This window comes from Paenibacillus sp. Soil766 (assembly GCF_001428105.1).
Lineage (GTDB): Bacteria > Bacillota > Bacilli > Paenibacillales > NBRC-103111 > Paenibacillus_E.
Genome location: NZ_LMSJ01000023.1, coordinates 354,066 through 370,474, shown reverse-complemented (window position 1 = coordinate 370,474; position 16,409 = coordinate 354,066). Strand labels below are relative to the sequence as shown.

Below are 16,409 nucleotides of genomic sequence, written 5' to 3'. Positions count from 1 at the left end.
AATGAATTAACAAAAGAGGGACGGTGTATTCAACTTATGTTAAAGAAAAAGGTTACAAAAGGAGCCATTGTATTCACACTGACAGCAGCGCTTCTTGCAGGTTGTACCGGTAATGGAGGAACGGAAGTTCAAACGAGTTCTCCTAATCCAAGCACGCCAGCCGGTACAACGACTAAAGCGCCTGAAGCGGCAACTTTACGCTTACTAACGGATGCTTCTACCGCATGGCCGGCTAAGAAGGATTGGGCCGTGTGGAAATGGGTGAAGGAAAAGACGAACATTACGATTAATCAGGAGCTGCATACAGGTCCTGAGTCCTTGGCTCTTGCAGTCGCTTCCGGTGACATGCCAGATATTATGTCTGTGTTCCCTGCAGAAGCTCAGAAGTACGGTCCGCAAGGTGCTTTTCTTGATCTGTCGAAGCACTTGGACAAAATGCCTAATCTGAAAGCTTTCCTGACATCCCGACCCGATGTCGCTCGTAGAATGACATCGCCAGGTGGCGAAATGTACCATGTACTGAATGATGGCGCTGGTGCCGGGAATAGAATGGCCTTTTTATATCGGGACGATATCTTCGCGAAACACTCGCTGAGTGAGCCAAAAACTTGGGATGAGATGTATGAGACAGCGAAGAAATTGAAGCAGCTATACCCAGAAAGCTATCCATTTGTTTTCCGTCATGGGATTGGCACAATGAATTCATTTGCTCCGCAGTTCGGTATTTATCCATTTTTCTTCGAGGATCCAACGACTGGAAAGATTAAGCTTGGGGTTACGGATCCAGGTGCCAAGAAGATGGTCGAGATGCTGAATAAATTTTATAAAGATGCTTTGATTCCACCAGATTGGCTTTCGATGGATTATAAGGCGTGGACGCAATTCATTCTAAACAACAAATCGTTTATAAGCATTCAATTCATCGGTCAAATCGAAATCATGAACACGCAGCTTCAGAATGGCGCTCATTTGAAATTCATGCCTCCTCCTTTAGGTTATGGATCTAAGGCCTATAGTCCGAAAGGTGACTATGAAGTTTATGGCCTCTCCATATCTTCCAAAACCAAAAATTTGGACGCTGCGCTGCGTTATCTCGATTTTATTTATTCCAAGGAAGGAATCGATATTCTAAGCTGGGGTAAAGAAGGGGAAACCTACACGGTTGTTAATGGCAAAAGGAAGTTCTTACCTCAGTTTAAAGAGCCTAATGACTTACGCAAAGAACTGGGTATTATGACAACAGGAGCGTATGGTTATGCTGATTTCGAAGCTTCCAAGTCGCTCAGTAATGCAAATGAACAATATTCCCACACAGAAGCAGCTAAATATGATTACCCTGTGATTAACAGTTTACCTCCGCTTAGCGGGGAAGAGAAAAGCGCAATTTCGACGATAGAAGATCAGCTCCTCAAATATTATGAGAGCTCTTTGGCCAAATTCATTATGGGGGAAACCCCAATGACACAGTGGGACGCCTTTCTTGCTGAAATGCAGAGGATTGGTTCGCAAAAGGTGATTGATACTTACCAAATTGGACTTGATCGCCTCAAAAAGAACTCGAAATAGTTGGTGAAATAAGCAGGGCCGAACATGAGTAGGATCGTTGCGGCCCTATTTCTTTAGAAAGGAGACTCGCCAGTGAAGCTATCCATTCTCAAGCAAATGAAGCGTGATCACATTTTTTTACTAATGCTTGCACCCGTGTTGGTGTACTATATCATGTTTAGATATGTGCCTATGTTTGGGATTGTCATCTCATTCATGGATTACAATTTGTTCAAGGGGTTAGCGGGGAGCGAATGGGTTGGTCTTAAATATTACAAGTTATTCTTTGCCAACCCAGATGCCCTTGTGATTATCAAAAACACGATACTTCTTGGAGGATATAAGCTCCTATTTGGCTTCCCGGCACCGATCATTCTAGCCATTTTAATCAATGAGCTGCGGAATAAGATATACAAAAGAGTCATACAAACGGTCAGTTATCTGCCATACTTTTTATCTCTTGTGGTAGTTTCAAGTATCATTGTTATGTTTTTGTCCCCAAGCAATGGCTTGGTTAACGAGTTGCTCCAAAAGATGGGATTCCCAGCGATAAATTTTCTACAGAAATCTGAATGGTTTCGAACGATTTATGTCGGCTCGGAAATTTGGCAACACACGGGTTGGAACTCTATTATTTTCCTAGCTGCCATCACGACCATTGATCCTCAGCTTTATGAGGCGGCCAAGATGGATGGAGCGGGCAGGTTTAGGCAAATCTGGCATGTAACGCTGCCGGGGATGGCCACGACAGTCGTTATCATGTTCATTGTGCAGATTGGCTACGTACTGGAAATCGGGTTTGAGAAAGTGTTTCTATTGTCTAATGCTGCCACTTACGATAAGGCGGATGTTATAGCAACTTACGTATACCGCGTGGGTATCTTGCAAGGCGGATTCAGTTACGGTACGGCTATTGATTTATTTATGGGAGTTATTGGATTCCTACTTGTTTATTTGAGTAATAAGCTCAGTCGTAAATATGGGGAAACTAGCCTATGGTAAGGGAGAAGATGAGGTTGAGAAAACGGATAAGTCTGTTTGATATTGCAAACGTCCTGCTGTTGGGAATCTTCGCCTGCTGTATGTTATTTCCCTTCATCCATATGGCAGCAGTTTCCATAAGTTCTGCAGAATATGTGACTTCTAATCGGATCAGTTTTTGGCCCAAAGGGATTCATTTGGATGCCTACAAGTCCGTTCTAAAGGATAATCGTATACTGATCGGGTACAAAAATACACTGATCTATGTAACGGTGGGAACCACCCTTTCGCTTATATTTACCACATTGGGAGCTTATGCCTTATCGAGGAAAGGTCTCGTCTTTGGCAGAACGTTTATGTTGCTCATCGTATTCACCATGCTGTTCAGTGGCGGCTTAATTCCAAATTATCTCGTTGTACGCAGCTATGGCTTATTAGATACGCGCTGGGCTATTATCTTGCCATCACTTGTATCTTCCTATTTTCTGATCATTATGCGTACGTTTTTTCAAGGCATTCCAAGTGAACTAGAGGAATCTGGAAAAATAGACGGACTATCTGACCTAGGCAACCTGTGGAGGATCGTTCTTCCGCTGTCCAAACCCGTCATGATGACGATTGGTTTATTTTATGCGGTACAAATATGGAGTAACTTTTTCTCTGCGCTTATCTATATACGGGATGCAAGTCTGTACCCGCTCCAAGTTACCATTCGGAATATCGTTCTGATCGGTCAGGTTTCGGATACAACTGTAACGACAGCTATGGGAGATAAGCCAATCGTCTTGGAATCTCTGAAATATGCGGTTATTCTGGTTGGTACATTGCCTATATTGTTAATATATCCTTTCATTCAGAAGCATTTTGTTCAAGGCGCGACGTTGGGGTCGGTCAAAGGGTAATAAGAGGATGAATGGGTCGGTGACAGACACGAGGGCAACATTGGCCGGATTACCTTCCGCATACTTTGTCCAGCCTGTCGGCATACTTCCGGTCACCTGCTCGCCTCTGGTCATTTTTGATGACAATTGGAAGCAGTGTCCGACTACCGACTCGGGTTCTTCCGTCAAACTCAGCAAATGTAGAAGCAGGAAGTACCTGAAACTTATAAGGCAGATCAAATTGGCTGTTCCAGAATGTGGTTGTGTAGTCAGAGCTATTGTAATAGCGTGAAAACATGACCTCAGTATCGGCTCCGCCGGCATTAATCCTCACTGATCTCGATATTTAGCAACAAGCTACATTATAGCAAATCATTTGATACACTTGGCTCTATTTGTACCTTAGCAGTCAAAATATCAATTACAGATACAAAGTTGATAACGACAGACATTGTTGATTACCGGCTTTTTTTCTATACTACAACTAAGAGAATAAGATTCACAAACCTATAGAAAAGAGGGATCGACAATGCTAAAAACAAGAGAACCACTTCTAACGCCAATCACGGAAGAGCAGTACAAACAATTCGAGCGTGATGGCTATTTATTGCTTAGAAAAGGTTGCAGTGCGGATCTGATCCGTGCTTTCAATACACATATTTATGAACTTCGAAATCAAGTTGAGGTGCCGAAATGGGCAGATTGCGAGGAAAGCAAGAAGTTTTCTTTGCGTCTGTTCAATCCACATAAACATGATAGCTTTTCTCGTCAGATGATGAAGCTGCCACTGATTCGCGGTGTTCTTGCTCAATTAATGGGGAAAGAAGCGAATTGTGTACAAAGCATGTACTTCTATAAAGAACCAGGATCACCAGGGCAAGCTTCGCATCAGGACTATTACTATATTAAAAATGATCCGATGACAATGATTGCCGCTTGGGTTGCACTAGAGGAGAAAGTAGATGTGGAAAATGGATGCCTATGGGTAATTCCAGGTACACATACGTTAGGTTTATTGCCTCACGGCGATGTGAAAAACCTGGAAGAACACGAATCTTGGACGCAAGAAACAGAAGGTATCGATTTAACCAATCAGATCCCTGTTGAGATGGAAGCTGGAGACATCTTGTTCTTTAGTGAACTGTTAATTCATTCATCCAATAAGAATCGCAGCAAAGATCGTTGGCGCCGTTCATACGTCTGCCATTACATTCGTGAAGATTCGTTCGTGACACAACGAGAAGATTTGCGAGAGAAGTTCTCACTTTACTAAACCTTCTGAGGTGAAGGCCGGTTCCCGAGAGGGGCCGGCTTTCTTTGTATGTTTTAGCCATCGAATGAGTTTGGATGATGCGGAGCATGGGTATAGTAATTTTAGTAGGAAGTTAACCTAGAGGAAATGGATACAGTATACCAATTCAGGTTAGGAGTGAACCAAAACCATGCAAAGCGTACAGAAATCTATGATGGTATTACCGGATTTAAAGGACAAGGTTGCATTGATTACCGGAGGAGGATCCGGTATTGGACGGGCTGCCGCCGTGCTGCTAGCGCAGCAAGGAATGAAGGTATGCCTTGTGGATCTGAAGGACGATCGGTTGGAGCAGACGAAACAAGAGATTGAAGCAGCAGGCGGCAAGGTTATGACGGTCGACATCGACATCTCCGATCCGAAACAAGTTGAACAGGCGTTTGAGCATACGGCACAAACGTGGGGGCGGATCAATTTTGTTTTTGCTAATGCTGGCATCAACGGTGTGTTGGCGCCAATTGAAGACATGAAGTCAGAGGATTGGGATCGCACGCTTTCCGTCAATCTAAAAGGGACGTTCCTTTGCATAAAACATGCGATACCTCATATGAAAGAAAATGGCGGCAGCATAGTGATCACGAGTTCCATTAACGGAAGTCGCACCTTCTCAGGGTTCGGTATGACGGCCTATAGCTCATCTAAGGCAGGTCAAGTTGCATTTGCCAAAATGGCCGCATTAGAATTGGCTCAGTACAGAATACGGGTTAATGCCATTTGCCCAGGCTCAATAAAGACCCACATTGGTGAGAATACACAGCCGACGCCAGAGCTTGAGAAAATTAAAATTCCGATCAAGTACCCAGAGGGTAGCCAGCCATTGGAACATGCGCCTGGACAGCCTGAGCAAGTTGCCAATCTGGTAGCTTTCTTTGCCTCAGATGCCTCTAATCATATTACGGGCACAGAACTGTTCATTGACGGCGCTGAATCTTTGTTAAGATGATAAGAAATCATGTAATAAGTAAAGCAATTCTTTCTTGATCATTTGCCTACAGATAAGGTGCCCTATTGGGATTTTCGCTTGCCTAAGGATTCGGATGACGCGCCTCGGGATTCCTCGGCAGCCGCAATTGCTGCTTCAGGGCTCTTAGAGATCGCCTCTCTTGTGGGAGAGGGTGACGGATTAAGCTATAAACACGCTGCTGAAGAGATATTGATCTCTTTGCACAATACTTACACGCAAGGGCAGGAACAATCAGAGGGATTACTGCTGCATGGGACCGGATATTATATGAAAGATATTTATGTGGATGCTTCACTTATTTATGGTGATTATTATTATGTTGAAGCCTTATTGAAACTTAAGTATGCCTAGAAACTGAGGGGATTTCAAAAAAAAAAAAATATGTATAATATTTTGCAAACTCCACATGATAATATCACACCAAGAAAAGGAGTGAATAACATTATGGCTAACAACACATTGGCAGTTCCACAAGCAAAAGCAGCACTGGATCAACTGAAGTATGAGGTAGCACAAGAGTTAGGAATTCAGCTTCAAGCATACAATGGAAATCTAACATCACGCGATGCTGGCTCCATTGGTGGTACCATTACAAAACGGTTAGTGCAAATCGCAGAACAACAACTTTCTGGATCGGCAGGAAGCTTCAGACGCTAAGTTGATCGTATTCACAAGCGAACACAAAAGACTACAAGCACCTATTCCTCCTTGGGTGAATGCAGTCTTTTTTTTGTTTGATTTCCGAATTAACTGTTGTCATAAACTATACAGTTATGTTATGGTGTAACCAAATACAGAGAAAAGTTCCGGATATGGAATTGGCGTTTAGGAGAAACTTATAAAATGACAAACAAGAATAATCAGCATGTGGTTAGATTAGCACTGCTGCTCGGTTTATTTTCGACACTCGGCCCTTTTACCATCGATATGTATTTACCAGCCTTTCCTCAGATTGTGGAGAAATTCGGTACGACTGCATCCCTTGTCCAGCTCAGCCTAACTGCCTGTTTACTCGGACTTGGTGTCGGCCAAGTGGTTATGGGGTCGCTCAGCGACGTCTATGGCAGGCGCAAACCGCTGCTCATTTCCATGGTTCTCTATGTTCTGGCATCTATAGCCTGTGCGATCGCGCCAAGTATATGGCTGCTGATCTTTGCACGACTAGTGCAAGGGTTTGTTGCGTCAGCGGGTATAGTCATTTCCCGGGCAATTGCACGCGATATGTTTAGCGGCCACGAGCTTACCAAGTTTTTCTCGTTGCTATTGCTTGTCGGAAACTTGGGCCCACTTGTAGCACCAGTGATGGGTAGCGGTGTTCTAGCAATCACGAGCTGGATTGGAGTCTTCATTGCTTTAGCGTTCCTGGGGATGTTCCTCTTCGCTATGACAAAATGGAGTCTCAAAGAAACGCTGCCTGTCGAGCGCCGCAGTCCAAGCAATTTTGCACAGCAGCTTCGCAATTACGGATCGCTTTTGCGTGATCGTTCATTTACAGGCTATATGCTCGCGCAAGGGGTTATGATTGCCGGGGTATTTGCTTACGTTTCAGGTACACCTTTTATTTATCAAAATATTTACGGGGTTTCCCCTACGGTATTTGCCCTGTTGTTCGGTTCCAACGGTATCACTTTGGTCATTGGTTCGCAGCTAGTAGGTCGGATGTCTCACCGTGTGTCGGAGCAGTTCTTCCTGCTGATGGGTCTATGGCTTGCTGGCGCTGCCAGCATTGCCGTGTTATTGGTAGCTATTTTTCACGGGCCGCTGTACGCACTCGTGATACCCCTTGTTTTCTTTGTAGCGTCCATCGGTATTACTTCCACGGCTGCATTTCCGCTGGCGATGGAGAGCCAGGGGCACATGGCGGGTAGTGCAGCTGCGCTGATGGGTGTCATTCCCTTTTTGCTTGGCGCGGTGGTTTCACCGCTAGTCGGCATTGCCGGGGAACACACGGCGGTTCCACTTGGAGTTATCATTTTAACAACTAGCACTGCAGCGATGTTGTCTTACTTCCTTTTAGTGAAAAAAGGGGCGAAAGAGGCGGCTTGAGGGAATTCATAATTATTCAATAAATGACATGCTGATCATATAGCGGTAGTCTAGGACTTTATTTTCAGTCCAGGGCTGCCGCTATTTCTATTTTAAACGCGATAATTCTTACGATATACCGAAGGGCTAATTCCCATATGCTGCGAAAAAACTCGACTGAAATAAAAAGCATTCTGAAATCCGCACTGCTCTGCAATACGATCCAACGACTCAGGGGTTTCTACGAGTAGAAGACGTGCCCGTGTTAGTCGTACTTTCGTTGCAAAACGCACAGGTGATAGGCCATAGGTAGCTTGGAAACGTCGCGTGAGCTGAGAGGCACTTATGCCAAGTGATGTTGCAAGCTCCTGTAAAGACAGTTCGTGCTCACATGTCCTCGTTTCAATATAGGCGGCTGCTTTACTCATTAAAGGGTCGATGGTTCCAGCTTTACTATGTTGTGCCTTGAATTGTTCGAGCTGGGCTTGGATAATAAGATCCTCGATCAGGTGTTGAGCAACTTCGGAGTTCTGTTGGTTAAGATCTTCTGTCTCTTGCGACTCTTGCAAATATTGAAACGTGGATCGAAGTCTGCTGATATCTTTCATTCGTACGACTTCGGGCAATGTCCAGTCACCACGATATGTGAATTCACAAAAATGAAAGGACAGTGTCTGCAGAACAGATCGTTTCAATGTGTGGTTCGGCGGACAAAAGATCAATTCACCAAATTGAGCCATGTGTTCTTTAGTATCGTCTCCCTTATTAATCGTGTACGAAAAGCTGCCATCCTGGGCTGCCAACATAACCCAACCTTGATAAGTATCTTCAGAGAGTGAAAACTGCTCTCTTTGTTTCGCATAATAATAGCGTGATAATTGGATGTTTTGCATCATGTGATTGCTCCTTCTGTCATGCAAAAAAGTATATGATTTATTATAACTTCGTGCATGGATTAAAGGAAGTGTTGGCTGTAATATAGGGATATAAACAAATGAATCAACAAAAGTTGAAGGCAAAAAAACAAATGAGAGGTAGGGAAAACTATGAAAAAGAAGTCCTTGAATATCTTGACAGAAGAGCAATTGAAAACGTATAACGAGCAGGGGTATTTGGTCTTGCGAAACGTATTTACGGAGCTGGAAGCGAAAGTCATTCAAACAGAATGTGATCAATTGCTCACATTAGGCGAATATACGGATAAATTCAATATCCGCGCAGGGCATAAGAATTATGTCGATGGCTCAATTGCGATTGAACGCCTTGATCCTGTACATGACATCTCAGCTGTGTTCGCTAATTTAGTGAAGGATGAACGATTATTAGCTCCATTGCGCGATATTTATTTGGATGAGCCGTTACTTTTCAAAGATAAACTGATCTATAAGCTTCCAGGGTCAAATGGTTACTCGATGCATCAAGATGCGGCTTGGTGGCAAGGATTCCCTATTGAAGGACTCATCTCTGTCATGGTCGCCATTGATGGCGCAACAACCCTGAACGGAGGACTTGAATTGTTCCCTGGATACCACGGACATTTGCGTTCGACACCAGGTGAACTTCGTAACATGAATGCAGATGAGATTGCTGAAATTGATGCGAAGACAGGCGTTATCGTGGAAACAAACCCAGGTGATGTTATCATTTTCCACTCCTTTACACCTCACCAAAGCGGGGCTAACACATCTACAGTAAGTCGTAAGCAGTTGTATTTAACATATTCCCCAAGTAAGAATGGGGATTTATATAAAGCGCATTATCAGCATTACCAACGCTACAATTTGAAAGGGAAAGACAAAACTAGCTATCATTTCTTGTAGAAATGCCACCTCTTACCTTAGTCACCAATTCGTGAAGAGTTTTGGTGCCAATATGATGCCATTACCAAGTGTATTGGCCAACATGAGTCTCCTGATCTGGGAGGCTTTTTTTGTTTTACATATCAATTGTCGGAAAAGTATAAAGGAATGCCAAATAATCTAAATACATGAAAGTCATCATCCGTCAAAATAAGGATAAGCACGAATGACATTGTTGATTGTAGAGGGAGGAAATCGGTTGAAACGTGTAATGGCTTTTCATCGCAAACAGATTCGACAAGCTTGGGCGTATATGCTGCTATTATGTATGACAGTTTCGTTATTGCCTGCTGCGTCTGTCTCAGCAGCACCAGGCGATCCATTGCCTGTGTTTAGGGAGGATTTCAATGATGGACTTGCAGACGGCTGGACTACGTATGGGTCTGATAATGCAGGGAACAGAGGGTCTTGGACAGTCAATGGATCGAAACAGTATAGAACGATGGGCTCACCAGGCTCCAAGACGGTGTTTCAGTCTACTAATTTTAAAGATTTCGTTTATGAAGCGGATCTTCAAGTTTCCGGTATCAATTCAGATCAATCGGGGTTATTATTTCGAGTCACTTCGCCGACTGGTGACGTGGCTGATGGCTATAATGGTTATTTCGCTGCACTGCGTGTAGACAAAAAGCTTATGCTCTCCAGAGTTGTTGGTGCAGGCGGTAATGAATATAAGGAATTGACAAATGTCTCATATCCTTATAGTAGTGGTCATATGAAAGTTGTTGCGGTAGGCAATCACATTCAAGTATTTGTCGATGATATGATTACGCCGAAGATTGACTTTGTTGATAATGACGGCAAACAAATTACTTCCTCAGGTTCTATTGGTCTTCGAACGTGGTGGGGGACAACGAACTTTGATAATCTCGAGGTTAAAGAGTATGCGGCATCAGAGACAGCAGCCCCAGTGTTCGGTACACCTGCTGGTGTTTACAATAGTGAGCAGCATGTTGTACTCACAACGCCAACCGCAGGGGCAACGATCCGATATACGCTGGATGGCACACTGCCGAATGCAACTTCTCCAATTTATACGTCACCAATTGTTGTGACATCGGATGTGATTGTAAAGGCTTATGCGGAAAAAGCAGGCGAAATGGTATCAAATGTCGTGACGTCTTCCTATATTATTGCGGAAACTACACCTGCGTTTACTGATGACTTTAACGATGGCGATGCGCAAGGCTGGACGAATTATTTGGGCCAACCTGTCGCAACGTCATGGTCCGTAACGCAAAGCGTTTATAACTATGTGGCTGTTAATCCAAGAGGGGCCAAGTCTGTCGTGGAGGGAGTCTATCAAGATTTTCTTTTTGAAGTCGATATGAACCCGCAGGACGCAGTAGCTTCCAATAGCGGCGTGGTTTTCCGGGCATCGGCGCCAGGTGATGGTGTGGATAAAATAAATGCTTACTACGCTGGTATGAATGCTGCCGGGAAACTTCAAATCGGTAAGATGAGCGGGGCAGGAGCGAATGGGGCATGGACAGAAATTGCCTCAACGGTTGTCAGCGGCGTCAAGCCGAATGACTACAATCATCTGAAAGTGATTGCTATTGGCACGCATTTTTACATATATGTCAATGAAATGCTAGGCTACGATTTTACAGATGCTACGTACTCGGTGGGGTCAGTTGGACTGCGAGCATGGAATGAGAATCAACAAGTCTCTTATGACAATGTTTCACTCAAACAGTTAACTCCTGTTGTGCTGCCAGTGGCAGCACCGGTGATTAATCCGAATTCGGGTTCGTTCCCTAGTACGCAAACCGTCACAATATCGAGCCCGACAGTCGGTGCCGACATTCACTACACGATAGATGGCAGCACGCCTACAGTGGCGTCGACACTATATAGTGGTCCCTTCACCTTGTCTGCAACAACCACGGTAAAAGCGATTGCAACTAAAAATGACATGCTTAATTCCGCGGTTCAAAGTGAGACGTTCACATTAGTCAGCCATACATTCTCGGATGATTTTAACGATGACAATGCGAACGGGTGGACGACTTATCAAGGAACATGGAATGTAACAGGAAAGGGTTATCAAATAACGGATAAAGGTCCTGGTTTTAAGTCCGTTGCGAATGGGACTTCTTTCGATAACTTTGAATACGAAGCTGACATTACGTTGAAAAATGGTGTGAATAACGATAATGCAGGCTTAATTTTCCGAGTTACGGATCCAAGTAATGGTGGAGATAACATGAAAGGTTACTATGCGGGTCTTACCTCTAATGGACGTGTGCAGTTGGGGAGACTGAATAACAATTGGAAGGAACTCGCGTCGATCATTTATCCAGTCACGCAAAATACAGTCTATCGTATGAAGGTGAAGGCAGTAGGCAGCCATATCGATATTTATATCAATGATGAACATATCGTAAGTGCTGTAGATACGACCTATACGACTGGGGCGATTGGCGTTAGAGCTCATTATGTCGCCACTAACTATGACAATTTGCATGTTAAAGACTTAGGCGAAGTTCAGATGCCGACGTACGACTGGTCTTGGGTACAAGGCGCGGTTTTCGTGCCAACGAACGTTGTGAATCAGATTCAGCAATGGAATGAATACGATCATGATATTAACGATAGAGAATTAGGTTATGCGGCATTGTATGGTATCAATTTTGTACGTGTATTCGTACATAACTTGTTGTGGGAAGACGATAGCACGAGGTTGCTAGCCAATTTGGAAGATTTCTTACAACTTGCCGATAAACATGGCATCAAAGTGGAACTTGCCTTTTTCGATGACTGTTGGAATGACAATCCTGTTATGGGGCCGCAATTAGCTCCACTTTACGGTGCGCATAACAGCCGGTGGGTAGAGGGCCCTGGCGATGCAGTTAAATCCAACTATGCAGCGAATAAAGAAGCATTGAAAGCGTATGTGCAAGGTATTGTCAGTGCGCATAAAAATGATTCGCGAATTGCTTTCTGGAACATCTACAATGAGCCGAGCAATGGCGAGAGCGGACTTATGGATCAAATCACGAAGCAAATTATGAACGATGCGCGCATGTGGATCAAAGAGATCGATACGAATCATCCGGTATCCTCCACTGGCGGCCAATTTAGCGGTGATCCTACATCAGATTTCATAACTTGGCATCCATACGAGTCCGATTACCCGACACCATATGGAATCAGCAAGGGAATTCTTGCAGATGAAGCGATGAATAGATCAACGCAAACGGTACCAGGCATTGTGGAACATTATGGTCAGAAAGATATCGGTTTCGTCATGTGGGAATTCGGTATCGGCCGGGATAACACACGTTTCCCTTGGGGATCGGATACGAATCCATTGACTTCTGAGCCGACGATGCCTTTCCATGGGATCGCTTATCCGGACGGTCACCCATGGGATGTGAACGACATTAAGGCATTAACAGGAACAGCATTCAATACGCTGCCTGTTTTCAACGTAAGCTACTTCAAGGACGAAAACTTTACAACTTTAGCTAAATCATCGTTCACACCGAAAATTGATTGGGATCTTGGGAATGAGAAGGGAACTGGTTCCCCAGACCCGACCGCAGGCATCGGTGAGGATCATTTCTCCACACGCTGGATGGGAACGGTGCAGCCGACGAATTCAGGGACACATACGATTTATGTGGATAGCGATAATGTCGCTAAAGTGTGGATTGGCGAGACATTGGTCGTGAATAAAACAAGCAGCACAAGAGAGGAAACAACCGGTACAATCGCCCTAACAGCTGGAGAGAAGTACCCGGTGAAAGTGGAATATGTTCACGCAACTGGAGATGCCAGCTTACATGTCAAATGGTCACATACCTTGCTAACCAAACAAGCAGTCACCCCTATTTATGCAGGGAAAAGTGTAGATGCTGTTTCATTAGATACATCAGCACTGACTGTAAAAGTGGATGAAACGAAAAAGCTCACGGCAACAATTTCACCTGCTGATGCTTCCAACCAGTTACTTACGTGGAGTTCCAGCCACACAGGTACTGTGCAAGTGGATACGAGCGGTAACGTGAAAGGAATTAATAAAGGAACAGCGACGGTTACGGTCACAGCGGCTGGTGGGAAAACAGCTTCTGCTGTCATTACGGTGACGGATAGCGGTATGTTCAAGAACCCAATCGTACCTGTTTCAAGCGGGGGTGGTTCAGCTGATCCGAGCGTAGTTTTCAAAGATGGCTACTATTATTATGTGAAGTCAGAAAATGATGCTGCGATTCAGGTTGTGAAAGCGAAACGTCTTCAGGACATCGGAATCGAGCCTCGTGTTACGGTCTATACGCCGCCTAGCGGTCAAATGTATTCCAAAGGATTATGGGCTCCTGAAATTCAGAACATCAATGGGAAATGGTACATTTATTTTGCAGCGGATGATGGCAATAACAACAATCACCGCATGTATGTGCTTGAAAGCGATACGGCTGACGCTCAAGGCAGCTATACGTTAAAAGGAAAGATTGCTGATGCCTCAGACAAATGGGCGATTGATGGCACTGTTTTAGTGAAAAACGACAACGCCATGTACTTCGTATGGTCTGGTTGGGAAGCCGATACGAATGTGAGTCAAAAGATTTACATCGCGCCGATGAGTAATCCATGGACGATCAGTGGACCTCGCGTGCTGTTATCTTCACCTGATCAAGCTTGGGAGCTTGATGGTACGCCGACGATTAATGAGGGACCGGAAATTCTGATGAAGGACGATAAGATCTTTATCGTATATTCAGCAAGCGGAAGTTGGACAGATAATTACAATTTAGGGATGCTCACGAATACCGATGGGGATGTTCTAAATCCAGCTTCATGGACGAAAACAGGTTCCGTGTTCAGCAAATCTGCGGGAGCATTCGGTCCAGGACATAACTCATTCACGAAGTCGCCGGATGGTTTGGAGGATTGGATTGTGTATCACGCCGATCTTAAATCGGGCGGAAGCTGGGGAAATCGTTCTGTTCGCGCACAGAAGTTCGCTTGGAATCCGGATGGCACGCCAAACTTTGGCACTCCAGCCGCTTATGGGGCGTTGCTTCAGGAGCCATCAGGTACACCGTCGATCTCCATGTACAGCTATGAAGCAGAAGAGGCTATTCTTGGAGGTACGGTGAGAATTAACAATTCCGACGAAGCTTCGGGCGGCAAAGTGGCTGGTCATGTAGACACAGCTGGAAGCGACTATATTTTGTTTAATGTAAACGTTGAGAAAGCGGGCACTTATCAAATGACAGTCATGGCTGCCAATGGAACCGGAGGCACAGTTATTGCTCAGCAAGATGTTTCCGTTAATGATGGAGCCAATCAAGTTATTGATTACAAGCAATACGGATGGGGACGTTATAATCCATCTGCCATCACGATCACCTTGAATCAAGGTTTGAATACGATCAAGTTAACGAAAAAGACGAATTATGCCGAGATCGACAGACTTATTCTTAAACATTTACAGCCTGAGGGTCCACCTGTCTATCATACGGACATCAATGGAAGTGTTGGTGTTACAATCGGCGATTTAGCTATGGTAGCGGCTTCTTATGGCAAGCAGCAAGGCGATGCAGATTGGGATGCAGATGCAGTGAAAGCAGATATTAATAAGGATAACCAAGTAGATATCGAAGATATTTCCATTGTTGCTAGTGAAATCATGCAATAAGGATAAAGGTATGGGAGGAAGCGTATCGACATGAAATTTCATAAATGGTTTGTAGGTTGTCTAATGTTGATTACCACGACAAGTGCTGTTATTCCTAGTGCGTTTGCGGAAACCGAAACGGCAACGCCTTCTTACACACTTACAATTTCAAACCCAAGTCCATCGCAAGGGGAGAAGGTAGAAGTGGTCATCAAGGGACATGAGTTAAACGATCTTTATGCGTATGAATTGAATGTTGACTTCGATCCATCACTTCTAACGTTGAAGACCGCTACGACGCAAATCCCAGGATTCTCCGTTCCTTATGTCGTGAAGGATAACCACATCCAACTTGCACACACGCGGGTAGGGAAAGTGGATGGGGACAGCGGCGATCAAACTTTGTATACCTTGGTGTTCGAGGCAATTGGTCAAGGGAAAGCTGAAATGTCGCTAAGTAAAGTGAAATCGGTCGATTCCCACCTTGCTAGTACCAATCAGCAGCCAGATGTTAAGGCAGAATTCCGTATCGACAGCTCGCTGCCGTTTGATGATTTAGGTGACTTCAACTGGGCGGAAGAAGCGATAGCCTTCTTAGCGGAGAAAGGTGTTGTAAACGGGACTGGCGATCGTATTTTTAGCCCAGAACTTCCTGTTTCGCGCGCTGACTATGTAGTTCTTTTGATGAGAGCGTTAAATCTGAAGGGAGCTGCGGGAGCACATTTTGCAGATGTTGAACAGGGGAAATACTATGAGGAGGCTATCAACGCGGCCAGAGAATTGGGAATCGTCGAAGGGGATGAGAGCAATCGCTTCCATCCACAAGCTTCTGTAACCAGAGAAGACATGATGGTACTTACCGAGCGGGCTTTGGCTAAAATAACGAAACTTGCGAGCCAACAAGACGCGGCGGCCTTGCAAGCATTCAACGATGTCTTGGATATCTCAGATTATGCGTTAAACAGTGTATCCACCCTGGTCAAATTGGGGCTTGTTCACGGTTACGGGGATGGGATTCACCCGAAAGATTCAACGAATCGTGCGCAAGCAGCGATGCTGATTTATAACATTGTGAAGACACCAGACATATTACCAAAGAAATAATGTAGAGAAGGCCTTCAGGGTACGCAACCTGGAGGCTTTTTTGTCGGGGGAGTGAAGATGGGCCAGTTGAGTAGTGAAATTTTCGATTAAATGTAAAATGTACAGCTAATTT

At 44.5% G+C, this 16,409-nt stretch carries 13 protein-coding genes; 11 read left to right on the top strand and 2 right to left on the bottom strand.

Annotated elements, in window-relative coordinates:
* Positions 1–36 precede the first annotated feature (36 nt).
* The 3 genes from ASG89_RS19110 (at position 37) to ASG89_RS19100 (ending at position 3,428) form a co-directional block, all read left to right on the top strand.
* Positions 37–1,566, top strand: coding sequence for an extracellular solute-binding protein (locus tag ASG89_RS19110; RefSeq protein ID WP_057312511.1), 1,530 nt, complete (start codon positions 37–39; stop codon positions 1,564–1,566).
* 72 nt (positions 1,567–1,638) lie between these two features.
* The gene (locus ASG89_RS19105) at positions 1,639–2,547 is read left to right on the top strand and encodes an ABC transporter permease (protein WP_235549822.1); all 909 of its coding nucleotides are present in this window, start codon (positions 1,639–1,641) and stop codon (positions 2,545–2,547) included.
* Positions 2,548–2,555: 8 nt separating this feature from the next.
* Positions 2,556–3,428: a carbohydrate ABC transporter permease gene (locus tag ASG89_RS19100; RefSeq protein WP_321166519.1), complete on the top strand. Its 873-nt coding sequence runs from the start codon at positions 2,556–2,558 to the stop codon at positions 3,426–3,428.
* Between the two features lie 49 nt (positions 3,429–3,477).
* On the opposite strand, the gene ASG89_RS36490 is transcribed toward ASG89_RS19100, so the two are convergent.
* Positions 3,478–3,741, bottom strand: a complete 264-nt coding sequence (locus ASG89_RS36490; protein ID WP_235549821.1) for a hypothetical protein — start codon at positions 3,739–3,741, stop codon at positions 3,478–3,480.
* A gap of 195 nt (positions 3,742–3,936) precedes the next feature.
* Between ASG89_RS36490 and ASG89_RS19095 the strand changes: the two genes are divergently transcribed.
* The 5 genes from ASG89_RS19095 (at position 3,937) to ASG89_RS19075 (ending at position 7,729) form a co-directional block, all read left to right on the top strand.
* Positions 3,937–4,680 carry a phytanoyl-CoA dioxygenase family protein gene (locus ASG89_RS19095; RefSeq protein WP_057312509.1) on the top strand — a complete coding sequence of 248 codons (744 nt, stop codon included), beginning with the start codon at positions 3,937–3,939 and terminating at the stop codon, positions 4,678–4,680.
* A 169-nt stretch (positions 4,681–4,849) separates the two neighbouring features.
* Positions 4,850–5,662: an SDR family oxidoreductase gene (locus ASG89_RS19090; RefSeq protein ID WP_235549820.1), complete on the top strand. Its 813-nt coding sequence runs from the start codon at positions 4,850–4,852 to the stop codon at positions 5,660–5,662.
* A gap of 42 nt (positions 5,663–5,704) precedes the next feature.
* Positions 5,705–6,034, top strand: coding sequence for a hypothetical protein (locus ASG89_RS19085; RefSeq protein WP_157276714.1), 330 nt, complete (start codon positions 5,705–5,707; stop codon positions 6,032–6,034).
* Positions 6,035–6,127: 93 nt separating this feature from the next.
* A complete protein-coding gene (locus tag ASG89_RS19080) occupies positions 6,128–6,340 on the top strand; it encodes an alpha/beta-type small acid-soluble spore protein (RefSeq protein WP_057312504.1) in 213 nt (70 codons plus the stop codon).
* Between the two features lie 186 nt (positions 6,341–6,526).
* On the top strand, positions 6,527–7,729 hold the full coding sequence (locus ASG89_RS19075) for a multidrug effflux MFS transporter (RefSeq protein WP_057312502.1): 1,203 nt from the start codon (positions 6,527–6,529) through the stop codon (positions 7,727–7,729).
* 92 nt (positions 7,730–7,821) lie between these two features.
* Here ASG89_RS19075 and ASG89_RS19070 read toward each other — a convergent pair whose 3' ends face one another.
* The gene (locus tag ASG89_RS19070; protein WP_082593417.1) at positions 7,822–8,604 is read right to left on the bottom strand and encodes a helix-turn-helix domain-containing protein; all 783 of its coding nucleotides are present in this window, start codon (positions 8,602–8,604) and stop codon (positions 7,822–7,824) included.
* 150 nt (positions 8,605–8,754) lie between these two features.
* Here ASG89_RS19070 and ASG89_RS19065 point away from each other — a divergent pair, with 150 nt between their 5' ends.
* The 3 genes from ASG89_RS19065 to ASG89_RS19055 all read left to right on the top strand — a co-directional run bounded on the left by ASG89_RS19065 (position 8,755) and on the right by ASG89_RS19055 (position 16,297).
* Positions 8,755–9,528, top strand: a complete 774-nt coding sequence (locus tag ASG89_RS19065) for a phytanoyl-CoA dioxygenase family protein (protein ID WP_057312498.1) — start codon at positions 8,755–8,757, stop codon at positions 9,526–9,528.
* Positions 9,529–9,766: 238 nt separating this feature from the next.
* Positions 9,767–15,214, top strand: coding sequence for a family 43 glycosylhydrolase (locus tag ASG89_RS19060; protein WP_162259714.1), 5,448 nt, complete (start codon positions 9,767–9,769; stop codon positions 15,212–15,214).
* A gap of 30 nt (positions 15,215–15,244) precedes the next feature.
* Positions 15,245–16,297, top strand: coding sequence for an S-layer homology domain-containing protein (locus tag ASG89_RS19055; RefSeq protein ID WP_057312494.1), 1,053 nt, complete (start codon positions 15,245–15,247; stop codon positions 16,295–16,297).
* The last annotated feature ends 112 nt before the right edge of the window (positions 16,298–16,409 follow it).

Bases quoted from the DNA above. Each gene is read 5' to 3' on its own strand.
- ASG89_RS19110 (WP_057312511.1), top strand. From the start codon at position 37: ATGTTAAAGAAAAAGGTTACAAAAGGAGCCATTGTATTCACACTGACA.
- ASG89_RS19055 (WP_057312494.1), top strand. From the start codon at position 15,245: ATGAAATTTCATAAATGGTTTGTAGGTTGTCTAATGTTGATTACCACG.
- ASG89_RS19090 (WP_235549820.1), top strand. From the start codon at position 4,850: ATGCAAAGCGTACAGAAATCTATGATGGTATTACCGGATTTAAAGGAC.
- ASG89_RS19070 (WP_082593417.1), bottom strand. From the start codon at position 8,604: ATGATGCAAAACATCCAATTATCACGCTATTATTATGCGAAACAAAGA.
- ASG89_RS19095 (WP_057312509.1), top strand. From the start codon at position 3,937: ATGCTAAAAACAAGAGAACCACTTCTAACGCCAATCACGGAAGAGCAG.
- ASG89_RS19065 (WP_057312498.1), top strand. From the start codon at position 8,755: ATGAAAAAGAAGTCCTTGAATATCTTGACAGAAGAGCAATTGAAAACG.
- ASG89_RS19080 (WP_057312504.1), top strand. From the start codon at position 6,128: ATGGCTAACAACACATTGGCAGTTCCACAAGCAAAAGCAGCACTGGAT.
- ASG89_RS19075 (WP_057312502.1), top strand. From the start codon at position 6,527: ATGACAAACAAGAATAATCAGCATGTGGTTAGATTAGCACTGCTGCTC.
- ASG89_RS19100 (WP_321166519.1), top strand. From the start codon at position 2,556: ATGAGGTTGAGAAAACGGATAAGTCTGTTTGATATTGCAAACGTCCTG.